Origin of the sequence: Streptomyces ortus (assembly GCF_026341275.1) — a bacterium.
Taxonomy (GTDB): Bacteria; Actinomycetota; Actinomycetes; order Streptomycetales; family Streptomycetaceae; genus Streptomyces; species Streptomyces ortus.
On record NZ_JAIFZO010000002.1, the window covers coordinates 7,722,696 to 7,738,567 of the forward strand.

At 71.2% G+C, this 15,872-nt stretch carries 17 protein-coding genes and 1 pseudogene; 14 read left to right on the forward strand and 4 right to left on the reverse strand.

The genetic code is table 11. The annotated features are described in order from the left end of the window. Positions 1–2: 2 nt before the first annotated feature. The 4 genes from K3769_RS36780 (at position 3) to K3769_RS36795 (ending at position 2,009) form a co-directional block, all read left to right on the forward strand. Entirely contained in the window at positions 3–263 is a 261-nt protein-coding gene (locus K3769_RS36780) for a WhiB family transcriptional regulator (RefSeq protein ID WP_267030548.1), read from the forward strand. Positions 264–482: 219 nt separating this feature from the next. Beyond that, positions 483–833 (forward strand): hypothetical protein, encoded by a 351-nt coding sequence (locus K3769_RS36785; RefSeq protein ID WP_267030549.1) that lies wholly within the window; start codon positions 483–485, stop codon positions 831–833. A 136-nt stretch (positions 834–969) separates the two neighbouring features. Beyond that, on the forward strand, positions 970–1,389 hold the full coding sequence (locus K3769_RS36790) for a hypothetical protein (RefSeq protein ID WP_267030550.1): 420 nt from the start codon (positions 970–972) through the stop codon (positions 1,387–1,389). Positions 1,390–1,526: 137 nt separating this feature from the next. Continuing rightward, positions 1,527–2,009: a hemerythrin domain-containing protein gene (locus K3769_RS36795; RefSeq protein ID WP_267031705.1), complete on the forward strand. Its 483-nt coding sequence runs from the start codon at positions 1,527–1,529 to the stop codon at positions 2,007–2,009. 140 nt (positions 2,010–2,149) lie between these two features. Here the strand turns inward: K3769_RS36795 and K3769_RS36800 are convergent, their stop codons facing one another. Continuing rightward, a complete protein-coding gene (locus K3769_RS36800) occupies positions 2,150–2,629 on the reverse strand; it encodes an ATP-binding protein (protein ID WP_267030551.1) in 480 nt (159 codons plus the stop codon). A gap of 75 nt (positions 2,630–2,704) precedes the next feature. After that, the gene (locus tag K3769_RS36805; RefSeq protein ID WP_267030552.1) at positions 2,705–2,878 is read right to left on the reverse strand and encodes a CsbD family protein; all 174 of its coding nucleotides are present in this window, start codon (positions 2,876–2,878) and stop codon (positions 2,705–2,707) included. Positions 2,879–3,104: 226 nt separating this feature from the next. Between K3769_RS36805 and K3769_RS36810 the strand changes: the two are divergent. The 3 genes and pseudogenes from K3769_RS36810 to K3769_RS36820 form a co-directional block, all read left to right on the forward strand. Further along, positions 3,105–4,078: pseudogene (locus K3769_RS36810) on the forward strand (ABC transporter substrate-binding protein); the annotation flags it as partial. A gap of 318 nt (positions 4,079–4,396) precedes the next feature. Then, entirely contained in the window at positions 4,397–6,217 is a 1,821-nt protein-coding gene (locus tag K3769_RS36815; RefSeq protein WP_267031706.1) for a glycoside hydrolase family 15 protein, read from the forward strand. A 138-nt stretch (positions 6,218–6,355) separates the two neighbouring features. Continuing rightward, entirely contained in the window at positions 6,356–6,877 is a 522-nt protein-coding gene (locus tag K3769_RS36820; RefSeq protein WP_267030553.1) for a hypothetical protein, read from the forward strand. A 92-nt stretch (positions 6,878–6,969) separates the two neighbouring features. On the opposite strand, the gene K3769_RS36825 is transcribed toward K3769_RS36820, so the two are convergent. Further along, on the reverse strand, positions 6,970–8,379 hold the full coding sequence (locus K3769_RS36825; protein ID WP_267030554.1) for a DUF2252 domain-containing protein: 1,410 nt from the start codon (positions 8,377–8,379) through the stop codon (positions 6,970–6,972). Between the two features lie 248 nt (positions 8,380–8,627). Between K3769_RS36825 and K3769_RS36830 the strand changes: the two genes are divergently transcribed. The 7 genes from K3769_RS36830 (at position 8,628) to K3769_RS36860 (ending at position 15,335) form a co-directional block, all read left to right on the forward strand. After that, positions 8,628–9,389, forward strand: a complete 762-nt coding sequence (locus K3769_RS36830) for an HdeD family acid-resistance protein (protein ID WP_267030555.1) — start codon at positions 8,628–8,630, stop codon at positions 9,387–9,389. Positions 9,390–9,540: 151 nt separating this feature from the next. After that, positions 9,541–10,908 carry a hypothetical protein gene (locus tag K3769_RS36835; RefSeq protein WP_267030556.1) on the forward strand — a complete coding sequence of 456 codons (1,368 nt, stop codon included), beginning with the start codon at positions 9,541–9,543 and terminating at the stop codon, positions 10,906–10,908. Positions 10,909–11,030: 122 nt separating this feature from the next. After that, a complete protein-coding gene (locus tag K3769_RS36840; RefSeq protein WP_267030557.1) occupies positions 11,031–11,486 on the forward strand; it encodes an SHOCT domain-containing protein in 456 nt (151 codons plus the stop codon). 33 nt (positions 11,487–11,519) lie between these two features. Then, positions 11,520–11,966: a DUF7144 family membrane protein gene (locus K3769_RS36845; RefSeq protein ID WP_267030558.1), complete on the forward strand. Its 447-nt coding sequence runs from the start codon at positions 11,520–11,522 to the stop codon at positions 11,964–11,966. A gap of 228 nt (positions 11,967–12,194) precedes the next feature. Further along, positions 12,195–12,884: a TetR/AcrR family transcriptional regulator gene (locus K3769_RS36850; protein WP_267030559.1), complete on the forward strand. Its 690-nt coding sequence runs from the start codon at positions 12,195–12,197 to the stop codon at positions 12,882–12,884. After that, positions 12,881–13,936: a threonine aldolase family protein gene (locus K3769_RS36855; RefSeq protein WP_267030560.1), complete on the forward strand. Its 1,056-nt coding sequence runs from the start codon at positions 12,881–12,883 to the stop codon at positions 13,934–13,936. Before K3769_RS36850 ends, K3769_RS36855 begins: the two co-directional genes overlap by 4 nt. A 433-nt stretch (positions 13,937–14,369) precedes the next feature. Continuing rightward, positions 14,370–15,335 carry a YihY/virulence factor BrkB family protein gene (locus tag K3769_RS36860; protein ID WP_267030561.1) on the forward strand — a complete coding sequence of 322 codons (966 nt, stop codon included), beginning with the start codon at positions 14,370–14,372 and terminating at the stop codon, positions 15,333–15,335. A gap of 102 nt (positions 15,336–15,437) precedes the next feature. On the opposite strand, the gene K3769_RS36865 is transcribed toward K3769_RS36860, so the two are convergent. Further along, entirely contained in the window at positions 15,438–15,800 is a 363-nt protein-coding gene (locus K3769_RS36865) for a hypothetical protein (RefSeq protein ID WP_267030562.1), read from the reverse strand. Between the last annotated feature and the right edge of the window lie 72 nt (positions 15,801–15,872).

The window sequence follows — 15,872 nt, forward strand, 5'->3', positions numbered from 1 at the left end:
CCATGGAGGGCTGGCGCGAGTACGCGGAATGCCGCACTGTCGATCCCGACCTCTTCTTCCCCATCGGTAGCACGGGCCCCGCGCTGGTGCAGATCGAGGACGCGAAGTCCGTCTGCCGACGCTGCCCCGTGCGCGAGGAGTGTCTGAACTGGGCGCTCGACACCGGGCAGAGCATAGGTGTCTGGGGCGGCAAGAGCGAGGGCGAACGACGCGCTCTGCGACGACGCATCCGCAGCCGCACATCCCGTGACAACACCGCGTAGCGCGACCGGTGCGCAGAGTGGCGCGCCAGGTGTGAGGTGCGCCGAACGCGGTACGTGTACATCTACGTGCGTGTGGGTGGCGGGCCTCGGTGCCCGCACCGGACGTGAGATCAGTGAGGTAACGGCTCGTCACACTGACAGGTGTCGGTTTCCGCGACCGGGGCAGACGGGGCTGCAGAAGGCGGTTTTCCGTGCCGTACCCCACAGCGAGGTGAAGCAGTGAGCCCGCAGCAGGACCGAGCGTCCGGTCTCGTCGATGGCGCGAGCGACGAGGTGGTGGAGCCGTCCGAGGACGAGCGAGCCGCCTGGGAGCGGGTACGGCGGTCCGCGAAGGGGATGCGGCACCACGAGGCGAAGAACGCCTGGGACGAGGCTCGCAAGGCGGCCGAGGACGAGTCGCGCACCGGCCGGGACGCGTTGATCGCGCGGGCGGAGGCCGAGGAGTGGAAGCGCGTCACCGAAGCGCTCTTCGATCACGCGGGGGCGTACGACAGCGCCGACGACCCCTTCGTACAGGGTGGGCTGGAAGGCCGCGCACATCACGCGCCCCCGCCTCCCGGCCGCCGGTGACGTGCGGCCCCCGGGAGCGGCCCCGACCGGCTGCGACCCGCGTTGTCAGTGCCCTCAGGAAGAATGCCGAGCAACGAGAACGTCATCGCTCCAGGCGATACGCGATCGAACCCGTCCCTCGAAAGGCCGCCCGCACATGACGTCCACTCTCCACCGCCGTGCCGTGTCGCGAGCCTCGGACGGAGCGCCGCTGACCCTCGTGCGAGCCGTCCCGCGCACGCCCGCTCCCGCGCCGCTCGGCGCCAGTGGTTCCGAGGTGCTGCGGCTGATCACGGTCCAACGTGTCCCCGTCTGCCTGACCGTGCACGCCAACGGCCGCCGCCGGTACGGCTACTGGCAGGCGGCCACGGCCGGCTCCGGGTACGCGGGCTGTTACGTGGCGCTGCCCACGGAGGAGTGCGACGCGCTGCACGCGGCGGGCCGGCTCGTGCTGGGCGACCCGGTGATCGACCCCTCGAAGACGACGTACCCGGTGCGCCCCGCCGTGCGTTCCGTGGTGCGCGCCCCGGCGACGGGCGCGCCCCGACAGGCGCCCCGGCAGGCACTCACCGCCTGACCCCGGCGACGGACGGCCCGGGGCTGGGTCTTCGTCATCCCGTGCTTTTCTTCCTCGCTTCCGGGGGCACACGTGTCGCTGGACTGTATTTCCAGCGAGGAGGGCCCACCGCACCCATGTCTGAGACACGAACCGAGATGCGTGACGTCGTCGAACTCATACTCGCGGACCACCGGAAGATGGAGGACCTCTTCCGGCAGATGCGCAGTGTCGAGGCGGACCGGTCGGCCGCGCTGAAGGAGTTCGCCGATCTCCTGATCGCCCACGCGCTCGCGGAGGAGGCCAAGGTCTACCCCGCCCTCAAGCGTTACAAGGACATCGACGACGAGGAAGTGGAGCACGGCGAGGAGGAGCACGAGGAGGGCAACGAGGCCTTGCTCGCCCTCCTGGAGGTCGACGAGATCGGCTCGGACGACTGGGACGAGAAGCTCGAAGAACTCGTGGAGGCCATCGCGCACCACACCGACGAGGAGGAACGGACCATCCTCAACGGAGCGCGGGAGAACGTCGCCATGGAGCGGCGTGAAGAACTCGGCGCGGCTTTTCTTGAGGAGCGGGCCCACCACCTGAAGTCGGGCTGCGGATCCGTGGACAACGTACGCGCCATCGTGCGGAAGTGACGCTCGCGGACGGCTTCCTGTCTGCACACCGCACACCGCATGACGCATGACGCTGAGGACCGGCTGTACCGATGGGTGCGGCCGGTCCGCCGTGTGTACCGGACAGGCCCGGCAGCCACGCCGGACGGGCCGAGCGGGTCCTAGCGGCGTGTGAGCGGTACCACGGCGGTGATGCGCTTGCCGCCGGTCCGCAGTTCCGAGATGGCGATGTCGCTGGCGAGACGGCAGACGATCGGCCAGCCGTGGCCACCGGGCCGCATGACACCCCGCTCATCGGTGTGCCGCGCCGGCCGGGGGTACTCCGGGCTGCGGTCGCTCACCGACAGCCGTACTTCCTTGGCGTCCAGCGCCACCTCGAACCCGGTGACACCGCCGCCGTGCAGCATGGCGTTGCTGGTCAGCTCCGTGGCGACGAGCAGGGCGTCGCCGATGATGTCGTCACCGCCGAGCGCTTCACGCAGCAAGGGGGACCGGCGGGCCTCGGCGAGCGCGTGCCTCACCTCTTCGCGCACCTCGGCCGGAGTGCGGGGCCCCGAGGGGGTGCTGCGGGGCTCGGCGGGGGCGGTCCGGGACGGGACGGTCGTCGCGCCGGTGACGGGCGACCGGTGCTCCATGAGCATTTCTTGCTCCTTCGCCTGAAAAAGAAGCAGGCCCGCCGCAAGAGCGTGCGACGGGCCCTCCGCATTAGGTGATCCTCAATGCCGGAATGCGTCCTTGGTCTTCTCCTTGGCCTGGCGCGCGTCACCCTTGGTCTGCTCCGCCTTGCCCTCGGCAGTCAGACGCTCGTTGCCGACGGCCTGGCCCAGCGTTTCCTTGACCTTGCCCTTGGCCTGCTCGGTCTTCGCCTTTGCCTTCTCGTTCTCGGCCACTGCAGCTCACGTCCTTACTTGTGCTTCGTCCGTGCGATCTACTGTTACGGCTGACCGGAGAGAGCCGGTCCAAACACGGCCGTCCGAGAAATCGAAGGACCTCCTCCGAACGGCCGACCGACGTTGTCCTGAGTACTGACAGCGCGAAGCTGGGCCGGTAGATTTCTGCCGTCACGAAAATGCACAACATAGGCCGAGCCGTAGCACCGAGCTGCAGGAGGAGCCCATGCGAAGGCGCGTTCTCGGGCTTGTCGCCGTGCTGACCACCCTCGTCGCCGCGGCCGGTTGCGGCTCTTCCGATCCGGAGGCCGACGGTTCGTCGTCCTCCGGGGGGAACAAGACGACACGGGTCAAGGTCGGCATCATTCCGATCGTCGATGTGGCCCCGCTCTATCTGGGACAGAAGAAGGGCTTCTTCGGCAGCCGTGGCATCGAGCTGGACATGGTGAGCGCCCAGGGCGGCGCGGCGATCATTCCCGGAGTGGTGAGCGGGCAGTTCCAGTTCGGATTCAGCAATACGACGTCCCTGATGATCGCCCAGGTCAAAGGGGTCCCGGTCAAATCCGTGGTGAACGGCGCCGCGTCCAACGGCAAGGTCGGGGGTGACGTCACCGGGGTGGGCGTTCCCAAGGACAGTCCGATCAAGTCGGCCGCGGACCTCGCCGGACACACTGTCGCGGTGAACACCCTGAAGAACATCGGGGACACCACGGTGCGTGAGTCGGTCCGGGTGGCCGGCGGTGAACCGTCCGAGGTGAAGTTCGTGGAGATCCCGTTCGACCAGATGCCGGCCGCGCTGGAGGACGGGCGGGTGGACGCGGCGTGGATGGGGGAGCCCGCGATGACGATCGCCAAGGCGCAGGGTGTCCGCGTGGTGGCGTCTCCGTTCGCGGAGACGGACCCGAAGCTCACCGTGGCCACGTATTTCACCTCGGCGAAGCTGGTGAAGGAGGACCCGGGGCTGGTGAAGAAGTTCACCGAGGCGATGACCGAGTCGCTGAAGTACGCCTCCGGTCATCCTGACGAGGCTCGGCAGGTCCTCACCACGTACACCAAGATCAACGGTGATGTTCTGGCGAAGCTGACGTTGCCGGCGTGGCCGGGGGCCGTGGACATGGACTCGCTGGAGAAGTTGGCGGCGCTGGGGAAGGAGGACGGGTTGTTCGGTGACAAGAGCCGGATCTGGAGGCGCTCTTCTCTGAACGGCGCCGCCCGCTGCTGCCTCGGGGGCTCCGCCCCGCACCCCGGTGCGCAGTTCCCCGCGCCCCTGAAGGAAGGCGGCTGGGCGCGTCAGCCGGGTGCGTAGTTTTTCGCGCCCCTGAAGGAAGGAAAGAAGGCCGCTGGGCCTGTCTCTTGGGGGTGTGCGTGTTCTGCGTCTTCCCCGTGACAGGCGGGGAAGTCACCCGGGGTGGGGGAGGCTTTGGGGGTGGGGGCGGGGATGTTGGGGGGTGTGGGGGCGTGACACGGTGCCGGGTCGTTCGACGCCCGGGGGCGCTCCGGCCGAAGGAGCACCCGACCATGCGACGCTATCCCCCCATCGCCGACCACGGGCTGGTCGGTGACCTGCAGACCGCCGCACTCGTCTCCTCCGACGGCACGGTCGACTGGCTGTGCGCGCCCAGGTTCGACTCGCCCAGTGTGTTCGCCTCGCTCCTCGACCACGAGCGCGGCGGCCACTTCACCGTGTCCGCCGACACCGCGCAGCCACCGGTGCAGATCTATCTGCAGGACACCGCGATCCTGGTGACCCGTTTCCTCACGGAGTCGGGCGTCGGCGAAGTCGTCGACTTCATGCCGGTGGAGCGCCCCGAGCGCGCGGCGGCCCGGCACCGGCTCGTCAGGATCCTGCGGGTGACCCGCGGCCGGGTCCGCTTCGCGCTGGAGTGCCGGCCCCGCTTCGACTACGGCCGTGCCGGGCACCGCCTCGACCTCGGCGAGGACACCGTGCGCTTCGACGCCCCCGGGGCCCAGGCCGTCGTACAGACCGTCGGCCCGGTGCGGTGGAGCGGGGACGGCGACGACGTCCGCAGCGAACTCACCATGGACGAAGGCGACTTCGCCGCTCTCGTACTGACCGTGGGCAACGCCGACGACACACCCGTACCGCCGCTGACGGCCACGGACGTCATGGCGTCGTTCGAGCGCACCCGCGACTTCTGGCACGCGTGGGTACGCCGCGGCCGTTACCGCGGACGCTGGCAGGACATGGTGAACAGGGCGGCCATCACCCTGAAGCTGCTCACCTACGCGCCGACCGGGGCGCCCGTCGCGGCACCGACCATGGGACTGCCCGAGCAGATCGGCGGCGGACGCAACTGGGACTACCGCTACACCTGGGTGCGGGACGGCTCGATGTCGGTCGGCGCCCTGCTGGGCCTCGGCCATGTCGAGGAGGCCCTGGCGTTCCGCGGCTGGCTCGGGGACCGGGTGAAGTCGGGCCGCACGGTCAGCGGTGAACCCCTGCAGATCATGTACCGCGTCGACGGCGACCCCGAGCTTGCGGAAGTGGCCCTCGACCACTTCGAGGGCTACCGCGGCTCGGCACCGGTGTACGCGGGCAACGGCGCCGCGGGCCAGCTCCAGCTCGACATCTACGGCGAGGCCGTCCTCGCCCTCTCGCACACCGTGCAGGGCGTCGGCAACGCACCGCCGTACGACGGCTGGCTGGCCCTGTCCGGCGTGCTGGACTGGCTGGTCAAGGCCTGGGACCGGCCGGACGAGGGAATCTGGGAGACGCGGGGTGGGCAGAAGGACTTCACCTACAGCCGCCTCATGTGCTGGGTCGCCTTCGACCGGGGCATCCGGATGGCCCGTGACTTCGCCCGGCCCGCCGACATCCCGCAGTGGACCATGGCACGGGACGACATCCTGCGGCAGGTGATGGAACGCGGCTGGAACACCCGGCGCGAGTCGTTCGTGCAGAACTACGAGGACGCCACCCTCGACGCGTCCCTGTTGCTCATGCCCTCCGTGGGCTTCATCGCGCCGAAGGACCCGCGCTGGCTGTCGACCCTCGACGCGATGGAACGCGAACTCGTCTCCGACAGCCTCGTCCAGCGCTACGACCCGCAGGCCTCCCCGGACGGACTGCGCGGCAGCGAGGGCACGTTCTCCCTGTGCAGCTTCCTGTACGTGGACGCGCTGGCGCAGGCGGGACAGCTCGGCCAGGCCAGGTACGCCTTCGACAAGATGCTCACCTACGCCAACCCGGTGGGCCTGTTCGCGGAGGAGATCGGCTCGACCGGGGAGCAGCTCGGGAACTTCCCGCAGGCGTTCACCCACCTGGCGCTCATCACGGCCGCCCTCTCGCTGGACAAGGAGATGGACGCCCTCGGCTGAGCCGGCGGTCCGTCGGGTCGCCCACGGAGGGTGAGGCACCGCCCGCCCTGTCCGCCCGCCCTGTCCGCGTGCCATGGGAACGGGACGGCCGGTACGCACACCCCGGCGGCCACCGTCGTCGCCCGAAGGGAGTTCGAGATGTCCGGTACCGGACACGCCACGCCCCGGGTGGTGCGCAACGCGGAACGCCGGGCCCGGGCCGACTGCACCGGCGCTGTCTACGGCTCCATGCTCGCCGCCTCCGTGATCATCGGTGCCGGCACGCTGGGGTCGTTCCCGCGCCTTGAGCTGGTGCTGCTGTTGCTGCTCACCGGAGTGGCGTTCTGGATCGCGCACGTGCACGCGCAGGTGTTCGGCGCGCGGGTGACACAGCGCAGGCTGGACCGCCGGGTGGTGCTGAGCGTGTGCCGCGACGAGTGGCCGATCGTCGAGGCGGCCGTTCCGCCGGCCGCCGTCGTGGCCGCCACCCCCGTGCTGGGGCTCGGTATGGACGCCACCCTGTGGCTCGCGCTCACCGTCGCCGTGGCCGGTCAGGTGGGCTGGTCCACGGTCGCGGCACGGCGGGGCGGCGCCTCCCGCGGCCTGATGGCCGTCACCGCCGGGGTGAACCTGCTGCTGGGCCTGCTGATCATCTCGTTCAAGCTCTTCCTGACCCACTGAACACCGACCCGTAGAACACACGGTCCCGGCACGCTGGCGGCCCGCCCAAAGGCGCCCGACGCGGCACACCGGGCCGGGCGTCAGGCGTGCTCTCAGAGACTCGCGGCGTGGACCCTGCCCGAGCGCACCGCGGCGCCCAGCGCCTCGAAATCGCGCTCGTTCTGGTCGGCGTAGGCCTGCGCGAATCCGGTGAGCGCGAGGTCGAACCGATCGCTCCCGCCCAGATAGGCGGCGATGGCCACGGGGTCGCCCGACCGGGCGTGCGCCCGCGCCAGACACGCACCGCACAACTGCCCGAACAGGCTCAGCAGCCCGGGGTCCATGGTCTCCGGCCGGGCGATGCCCTTCCAGTCCCGCAGCTGCCGTACGTAGAAGTCCCGGCCCCGGCCGTCGAGGCCCACGACATGGGTCCAGCCGAGGAAGATGTCACTGGTCGTCTGGATGAGCCGCTGCCCGGCCACCACACGGCGGCCCTGGTTGTCGTAGTGGTTGCCGTTCGTGTGCACGGAGAGCACCGACTCCTCGGCCTCCTTGGCCTGCAGCAGCAGGGGATCGCCGTCGTCCCTGCCGAGCATCAGCAGGATCCAGCAGCGTGTTCCGACGCTGCCGACGCCCACCACCTTCCGGGCCATGTCCACCAGCCGGTAGTGGCGCAGCAGGTGCCGGCGCTCGGAGGACAGCGTCCGCGCGTACCCCTCCAGGACGGTCCGCAGCTCCTTCTCCTCGTCGGCCCCGGAGGAGTTCGTGAGGAGGTCGCGGAGCGGAGTGATCAGCGGGGGGTCCGGGGTGATCCGCCGGCCCTCGGCCGTGACCCGGGTGAGCTTCTCGAAGGCCTGGAGGTGCGTGCGGGACCTGGCCCGTGCCGTGGCGTCGGCGGTGCGCCGCCTGGTCCGTTTGTCCATCGAGGAGGCCAGCAGCGCCCGTATCCGCTCGACGTCGTCCTGGGCGTACCAGATGTCGAGCGTGCCCATCCCGGCGAACTGGCGCATCCGCTGCCGGTAGGCCCGTACACAGGCCCGTACCACGCGGTTCTGCTTCGGGACCGGGAATCCGTTGGCGCGGGCGGCGATCGCCAGACTGGCCGCCAGCCGCTTCACGTCCCATTCGAAGGGGCCGGCCAGGGTCTCGTCGAAGTCGTTGATGTCGAAGACCAGATGGCGCTCCGGCGAGGCCAGCAGCCGGAAGTTGAGCAGATGGGCGTCTCCGCAGAGCTGCACCGTCAGGCCGGAGTTGGGGACCGGCCCGAGGTCCGTGGCCATGATCGACGCGGCGCCCCGGTAGAAGCGGAACGGGGACTCCAGCATGCGGCTGTAGCGGATCGGCACCAACTCGGGCAGTCGCGAACGTGACTGACGCTCTATCACCTCGACGGGGTCGAGCCGCTGCTGCTCCGCCTCGAACCAGCCGTGACACGCGCGGGAGGCCCGTTTGCGCGCGTCCCTGCCGTACGCCGCCCTCTCGGCGGGGGGCAGAGAGGCCGTGAAGGCGATCGGTATGGCCATGGCGCGAACCTCCTGAACCGTCCGGACGGTGCTGACGAGCACCCGTGCCACGCGCACCTGTACCGGGCGCCTCCAACGGGCACCCGTACCGGGCACCCGTACCGTCCGTTCCACCGCAGGCCGGTGCACGTCCGCGCCCTCCACCTCATCGTCTTGCCGGCCGGGCGGGATCACCCGCCGGGGGTGAGCCCGCCCCGCCGGGACGGCGCGACGCTGACGGTCGATTCACTCCGCAGTAAGGAGAGGTCATGACCCAGTCGCGTGGTCCGGCAGCGCGTTCCGGAGCGGCCCACCGCTCCGACGGGGCGGCCCCGGGGGCGTCGGCCGACCCGGCGGAGGTACTGGCGAAGCTCGGGCACTCCTGGACCTGGATCCTCGGTTCGGCGGTGGCCACCCTGGTGCCGGGCATCCTCGTACTGGTCTGGCCGGACGAGACACTGCACGTCCTCGCGGTCCTGATCGGGCTCTATCTGCTGGTCACCGGAGGCTTCCGGTTCGTGGCGTCCTTCGCCCGCCACGACCTGGGCGAACGGCTGCCGGGACTGCTCCTGGCGGTGCTGTACGTCCTCGCCGGCGTGCTCTGCCTGCGCAACCCGCTGCAGACGATCGCCGCGCTCTCGCTGATCGTCGGGGTCGTCTGGCTGGTGTCCGGCATGCTCACCCTCTACACGGCCATCGTCGCCAAGGGCCTGCCCCACCGCGGCTTCCTCTTCGGAGCCGCCGTGATCGGCATCCTCGCCGGCATCGTGGTGCTGGCGCTGCCGACCGAGTCGGCCCGGGCACTGACCCGGCTGCTCGGCCTGTGGCTCGTCCTGCTCGGGCTGGTGGAGGTGGTGATCGCCGTCGCGGTGCGCGCCACGTTCGGCAAGGAGCGCGCCACGAGCGCGCGGGCCCCGGCCGGCCAGGCCGATCCGGCGCACCCCACCGGGCCCACGACCTACACGGATCCGGCCGGCTCCGCAGGTTCCTCGGGCTCCGCAGGTCCCGCGAAACCCGCCGGGACCGACTGACACTTTCCTGGCCGACTGACACCCTCCCGGCCTCCTTCGGCGCCGGTCCGCCGCGGCGCCCGTGACCCGGCGCTGCCTCCCCACCCGCCGCAGCCTCCGTAACCCGTCCGCGGCACGCCGCTGCCGGGGCGCACACCTCCGAGGAGTAGCCATGGTCCCGGACGTCCCGGACAACAAGGCCGCACCGTCCCACTCCGGTGAGACCGCGGCCACCGGTCGTGTCCTGAGCGCCGAGGAACACACGGAGTACGAGCGGCTGTGCCGGGCCGCGACCCTGCGCCACCGCAGGACCCGCCGGCTGGGCGCGTCGATCCTGCTCCTGGTGGCGCTGCTGCTCGCGCCCCTGGCGGTCGTCGCGGCCTGGGTGCACGACACGGTCTCCGACACCGACCGGTACGTGGAGACCGTCGCCCCCCTGGCCTCGGACCCCGCCGTGCAGAAGGTGGTGATCAACCGGCTGACCGCCCGCGTGGTGGACCAGGTGGACGTCGAGGCGGTGACGGCCTCGCTCACCAAGGTGCTCGCGGACGCCGACGCCCCGCCGCGCGTGGTGGCGGGCTCCGAGGCACTCACCGGCCCGCTGACCTCCGCGGTACGCACCGTCGTGCGGCGCAACGTCGAACGCGTGGTCACCAGCGACCTCTTCCAGCAGGTGTGGGAGGGGTCGAACCGGCGGGCGCACGCCGCCGTGCTGCGCATGCTCACCGGTGAACGGCACGGCGCCCTGCGTGCCACGGACGACGCCATCGAGCTGGACATCGGCTCCGTGGTGGACCAGGTGCGCGCGCGCCTCGTCGACCAGGGCTTCGAGCGGGCCGCCCTCATCCCGGACAGCGACCGGACCGTGACCCTGTTCCGGACCGCCCAACTGGCCAGGGCACAGGACGCGATGCGGGTGCTGGACATCGTCGGTACCTGGCTGCCCGTGCTCACCATCGTGCTCGCGGCCCTGGCCGTGTGGACCGCTCCCGGGCACCGGCTGATGCTGCTGATCACGGCGGTCGGCATCGGGCTGATGACGGTGGCGCTGCTCATCGCGCTGGCGGCCATGCGGCGGGTGTACCTGGACGCGGTCCCGGCCACCACGCTGCCACCGGACGCCGCCGCGGCGATCTTCGACACCTTCGTGCGCTTCCTGCGCGACAGCACGCGCACCCTGATCGTCGTCGCCGCGATCACGGCCCTGGCCGCGTATCTGTACGGTCCGGGGCGGGTGGCCGTCGGCCTGCGGCGCGGGGCCCGGCGCGGCGCGGGTGCCGCGGGGCGGGGGCTGAGCCGGGCGGGTCTGCGCGTCGGCCCCGTGGGACGCGGGCTGGCCGCCCGGCGGTCGTGGGCCACCGGCATCGTGATCGGGGCGGGCGCGCTGGCCCTCGTCCTGTGGAACCACCCGACGGTCGGCGCCGTGGTGCTCGTCCTGGCCCTGGTCCTGGCGGCGCTGGCCGTGGTGGCGGTGCTCGTCGCCGTGGCGGCCTCATCCCCGCCCGGAGACGGCGCGGCCTCCGGACACGCCGCCTCCTGAACGCCCCGGGGCCGGCCCGCCGGTCCTCTCACCCGCTCCGGGTGAGGCCGTCGGCTCTTTGACCCGGGCACGCTGAAAAAGGTGGAAAACGGCTGGGTGAACGCCCAGGACGGAGGAAAGAGATGTATCTCGCCTACGACTATCCGCTCATGGACGTCTTCTGGTCCATGCTGGTCTTCTTCCTGTGGATCATGTGGTTCGTCCTGCTGTTCCGGATCGTCGTCGACATTTTCCGGGACGACGACATGAGTGGCTGGGCCAAGGCTGCCTGGCTGCTGTTCGTGGTCTTCCTGCCTTTCCTCGGCGTCTTCGTCTACGTGATCGCCCGGGGCAAGAACATGGGTCACCGCGAGGTGGCGCAGACGCACGCGCAGCAGCGGGCCTTCGACTCGTACGTCCGCGAGACGGCCCGCAGCGCGGACCGGCCGAGCAGTGTCGACGAACTGGCCAGGCTGTCCGAGATCAAGGCGCGCGGCGACATCACGGAGGAGGAGTTCCATCGGGCGAAGGAGCTGGTGCTGAGCGGTTCCGGCACCTCGGGACGGACGGGCGCCGCGCAGTCGGCGGCCGGTCGCTGACGGCAACGCACGACACTGAATCGAGGCATCGGTATGACTGCGACACACACCGGTCACCCGCACTCGGCCAAGCGGCACTGGGCCGAAGGCCTGACGGTCTTCGCGGCCATCATGCTCATGATCGCGGGTGTGCTCGACATACTCCGGGGGATCATGGCGGTCGCCGAGGACGACCTCTTCGTCAACACGCCCAACTACATATTCGAGTTCGACCTCACGTCTTGGGGCTGGATTCATCTCGCCCTGGGTGCGGCCGCCGTGATCGTCAGCATCGGACTCTTCCAGGCGTCGACGTGGGCGCGGGTCGCCGGCATGGTGATCGGCGGCCTGATCATCATCGGCAACTTCCTCTCGATGCCGTACTACCCGGTCTGGTCCATCGTGATGATCGCCTTCTCGGCCTTCATCATCTGGGCCCTGAGCGTGGTCCGGCAGGAGGACTTCGACGAGTCGTTCACCACGCCGCCGCGCAACCTGTGAACCGGCCCCGGCACCTGCCGTGAACCGCACGGCCGGAGCCGACGCCGGGCAGCGCTCCTGTACGCCGTGACCCGGTCGCCCCTGGGGGAAGGCGACCGGGTCATCCGCGTCCGCGACGGCGGACCGGGCCTCGGCCACGGCTCCGGCATCCGCGTGTGCGACACGGCGTATCCGATACGGCGTATTCGACACGACGGGACCGATACGGCGTACCGTACACTGACACGTATGCCACGGAACTCCCCGTCCCTGGACCGCGCGACCCCCGACCGGATCGCCGAGGCCGCCCTGCGACTGGTCGACGAGTCGGGTCCCGGCGCGCTGACCTTCCGCGCGCTGGCCGCCCGGCTGGGCATCTCGCTGGCCTCCCTCCAGCGTCGCTGCACCGATCTGGCCGGACTGCTGGACCTGTGCACGGACCACCTGGCCGCGCGGCTGCCCGAGATCGAGCCGGGCACCGACTGGGCCGAGGCCACCGAGACGCGGTTCACCGCTCTGTACCGCCTGCTGTCGGCCCATCCGGGCCTGGTCGCGCTGCGCGGCGCCCGCCCCTGGCTCGGCCCGAACCTGCTGGCCCGGCTCGTCGAGCCGCAGCTCGCGGACAGCCTGGCCGCCGGGATGACCCACCGCGAGGCGATCACCGTCTACCGGCGGATCTACCTGCTCACCCTCGGCAGCGCGAGTTTCGTGGACCACCGCGACCCCAGGGCCACCCAGGCGCTCACCCGCACCGCCCTGGCCTCCCTCGACCCGGCGGACCACCCGGCACTGACCGGCGACGTGGCGGCGATCCTGCCCGTCCTGACCGACCACGAGGTCTATTACGGGGCCCTGCGCCAGCTCGTCACCGCCGCCGACCCGGCGCGGGCCGCCCGCCCCAGCACCCCAACCGACGGAAAGTCAGGACCCACGGCATGAGCAACAGCACGACCGCCGCCGCCCGAACCTTCAGCAGCGACAACGCGGCCGGCGCCTCCCCGGAGATAGTCGAGGCGGTGGTCCGGGCCGCCGCGGGCCCGGCCTCGCCCTACGGCTCCGACAGCATCACGGCCGGTGTCCGCGGCAAGCTGTCCGAGATCTTCGAGCGCGACGTCGACCTCCTGATCGTCTCCACCGGCTCCGCCGCGAACGCCCTGAGCCTGGCCGCGCTCACCCCGCCCTGGGGCAGCGTCCTGTGCCACCGCGACAGCCACATCAACAACGACGAGTGCGGGGCACCCGAGTTCTACACCGCGGGCGCGAAGCTCGTACCCCTCGGCGGTGACGACGCGAAGCTCGACGTGGACGAACTCCGCGCGGCCGTACGGAACAAGGCCGGGGACGTGCACAGCGTGGAACCCTCCGTGGTGAGCGTCACCCAGGCCGCCGAGACCGGTGCCGTCTACTCTCTCGACGAACTGCGCACCCTCGGCTCGGTCATCAGGGAGCCGGGCCTGCGGTTCCACATGGACGGCGCGCGCTTCGCCGGAGCCGTCGCGGCCCTCGGTGCCACCCCGGCCGAGCTGACCTGGCGGGCGGGCGTCGATCTGCTGTCGTTCGGAGCCACCAAGAACGGCACGATGACCGCCGAGGCGATCGTCGTCTTCGACCGCTCCCTCACCCCCGAACTGAGCTTCCGCGCCAAGCGGGCCGGCCAGCTCGCCTCCAAGATGCGCTTCCACGCCGCCCAGCTCGACGCGTACCTCACGGACGACCTGTGGCTGCGCAACGCGACCCACGCCAACGCCATGGCCGCCCGCCTCCAGGACGGCGTCAAGGCCATCCCGGAGGTGGACCTCCTCGGCGCTGCCGAGGCCAACATCTTCTTCTGCCGGCTGCCCCGGCAGGTCACCGAGGGGCTGCTGGCCGACGGCTACACCTTCTACCACGACCGCTGGGAGCCCAGCGTCGTCCGCTTCGTCACCTCCTTCGCGACGACCCCGCAGAGCGTCGACGCCCTCCTCCAGGACATCCGCCGACACGCCGCCTGACCCCTGCGGGGGCCGCGGGGCCTCATACGGTGTCAGTCCCCGCGGTGGCGCCAGTACCAGAGCCCGGCGGCGACGAAGGCGCAGAGGAAGGCGACGGGCAGGATCAGCCCGGGAACGCGCGCCGCGCTCACGGGGCCGCCGCCGGAAGGGCGCGGGGCGATGCGTCGATGGGTGCGTCGATGGTTCCCATACGTGGGCGACTCCACTGTGGTGTCCGCTGCGGTGGGGGGTACCGGGGTACCGGGGGTACTGGAGCGCCGCGGCGTACCGGGAACGCGGGAGCCGGAGGGGTTCCGCGACCCGGACGGCGCCGGCCCCATGATGGCGGAACCGACCGGGATCCGGCCCGCTCCGGACGGGGCCGGATGTGTGTGCCATCATCTCCCGTTCGGCTCCGGTCGCGCCGGAGGGACGACTTGAGGAGACATACGCGATGGGTACCGCCGTGCACGTCCCGCAGACACGGGACATGATCGGGGAGGAACTCTCCGGCGACGAGGCACTCGCCGCGCTGCGCCGCTACGGAGGCCGGCGCCTCCTGGTGGACGCCTTCTCCCGCTTCCGCTACGCCGACGGCTTCACCAACGCGCGCTCCCTCGCCTTCCAGGTCGTCGTCGGCATGGTGCCGTTCACCATCGCCCTGGTGGGCGTCGCCACCACCGTCCACACCGAGAGCGTCGGACGGATCATCGAGCTCACCCTCGGCCGGATCGTGCCCGGCGCCAGTGCCGATCTGGTCGAGGAGGCCCTGGACAAGACGGCCCGCAGCGCCGGATCCGGTGTCTGGGGCGCCCTCGCGATGTGGCTGGGCCTGGCCTTCGCCGTACTCAACCTGACCTCGGCGATGGGTCAGATCGAGCGGGGCGCCAACCGGATATACGGCATCGAGCGCGATCGCCCGTTCCTGGTCAAGTACGGCCGCTCGCTGCTCCTCGCCCTCACCGCCGGCATGCCCCTCGCGCTGGGGTTCCTCGTCCTCGTCGCCGGTGACGCGGTGGGGGAGTCCGTGGTGGAGGCCCTCGGCTGGTCCCGCGACAGCCTCGACTGGTGGGGGCCGCTCGAAGTGCCCCTGGGCGTGGTGCTGGTGTGGGTCGCTTCCGCGGTGATCTTCCGCTGGGCGCCGCGCCGGGACCAGCCCGGCTACACCTGGCTGGCCTTCGGCTCGGCGGTCCACCTGGTGCTGTGGGTCGCGGCCACCTGGCTGCTGGCGCTCTATGTCGCCAAGAGCGGGTCGTTCGGCGCCGTCTACGGCCCCCTCACCGCGTTCGTCGCCCTGCTGCTGTGGGCCAACCTCACCGGTGTCGCGCTCTTCCTCGGAGTCGCCTTCGCCGCCCAGCTCGAAGCCGCCCGCGCCGGGATCACCGACGCCGTGGAACCGGACCCGGGCTCCGGCCCCTGACTCCGCCCCGGATCCCCGCGGGGACGACAACTCCGGCCCCGGATCCCCGCGGGGACGACAAAGGCCCCCGCACCCGCGGGGCGACGGCGTCTTGCGGGTGCGTCAGCGCCGCCGCGCCACCGGATTCTCGGTCCGGTGGTCGTAGTACGCCCACACGGCGACCGCCACGACCGCGGTGCCCGCGACCGCCACCACCCGCAGCACGCCCGAGGTGGTGAAGGCGACCAGGCCGGTCGCGGCCCCGCCGCACAGCATGATCGTGCGGCTCACGAGGCGCTGCCGGGTCGTCTGCGGCTCCTCGCGGTCCTTGAGGTCGTGCAGCGCGTCGTGGGCCGGATGCCCGGAGCCCCGCCGGGCGCGCGCCCGGTAGGCCAGCGCGTAACTGATCAGCGCGTACAGCGCGAGGGCGCCCAGGGCCCAGAGCCAGCCCTCGGGATCCCCGCCGCCTCCACGTGCCAGATACATGGCACCTCTCCTCCCGTTCGGCTTCCGGATGCCCCTGAAACCGCGGGACACGCCGCACGCCCGTGGAGGGGC

Bases quoted from the DNA above. Each gene is read 5' to 3' on its own strand.
- K3769_RS36845 (WP_267030558.1), top strand. From the start codon at position 11,520: ATGACTGCGACACACACCGGTCACCCGCACTCGGCCAAGCGGCACTGG.
- K3769_RS36860 (WP_267030561.1), top strand. From the start codon at position 14,370: ATGGGTACCGCCGTGCACGTCCCGCAGACACGGGACATGATCGGGGAG.
- K3769_RS36790 (WP_267030550.1), top strand. From the start codon at position 970: ATGACGTCCACTCTCCACCGCCGTGCCGTGTCGCGAGCCTCGGACGGA.
- K3769_RS36795 (WP_267031705.1), top strand. From the start codon at position 1,527: ATGCGTGACGTCGTCGAACTCATACTCGCGGACCACCGGAAGATGGAG.
- K3769_RS36840 (WP_267030557.1), top strand. From the start codon at position 11,031: ATGTATCTCGCCTACGACTATCCGCTCATGGACGTCTTCTGGTCCATG.
- K3769_RS36780 (WP_267030548.1), top strand. From the start codon at position 3: ATGGAGGGCTGGCGCGAGTACGCGGAATGCCGCACTGTCGATCCCGAC.
- K3769_RS36820 (WP_267030553.1), top strand. From the start codon at position 6,356: ATGTCCGGTACCGGACACGCCACGCCCCGGGTGGTGCGCAACGCGGAA.
- K3769_RS36815 (WP_267031706.1), top strand. From the start codon at position 4,397: ATGCGACGCTATCCCCCCATCGCCGACCACGGGCTGGTCGGTGACCTG.
- K3769_RS36830 (WP_267030555.1), top strand. From the start codon at position 8,628: ATGACCCAGTCGCGTGGTCCGGCAGCGCGTTCCGGAGCGGCCCACCGC.
- K3769_RS36865 (WP_267030562.1), bottom strand. From the start codon at position 15,800: ATGTATCTGGCACGTGGAGGCGGCGGGGATCCCGAGGGCTGGCTCTGG.
- K3769_RS36850 (WP_267030559.1), top strand. From the start codon at position 12,195: ATGCCACGGAACTCCCCGTCCCTGGACCGCGCGACCCCCGACCGGATC.
- K3769_RS36855 (WP_267030560.1), top strand. From the start codon at position 12,881: ATGAGCAACAGCACGACCGCCGCCGCCCGAACCTTCAGCAGCGACAAC.
- K3769_RS36825 (WP_267030554.1), bottom strand. From the start codon at position 8,379: ATGGCCATACCGATCGCCTTCACGGCCTCTCTGCCCCCCGCCGAGAGG.
- K3769_RS36800 (WP_267030551.1), bottom strand. From the start codon at position 2,629: ATGCTCATGGAGCACCGGTCGCCCGTCACCGGCGCGACGACCGTCCCG.
- K3769_RS36835 (WP_267030556.1), top strand. From the start codon at position 9,541: ATGGTCCCGGACGTCCCGGACAACAAGGCCGCACCGTCCCACTCCGGT.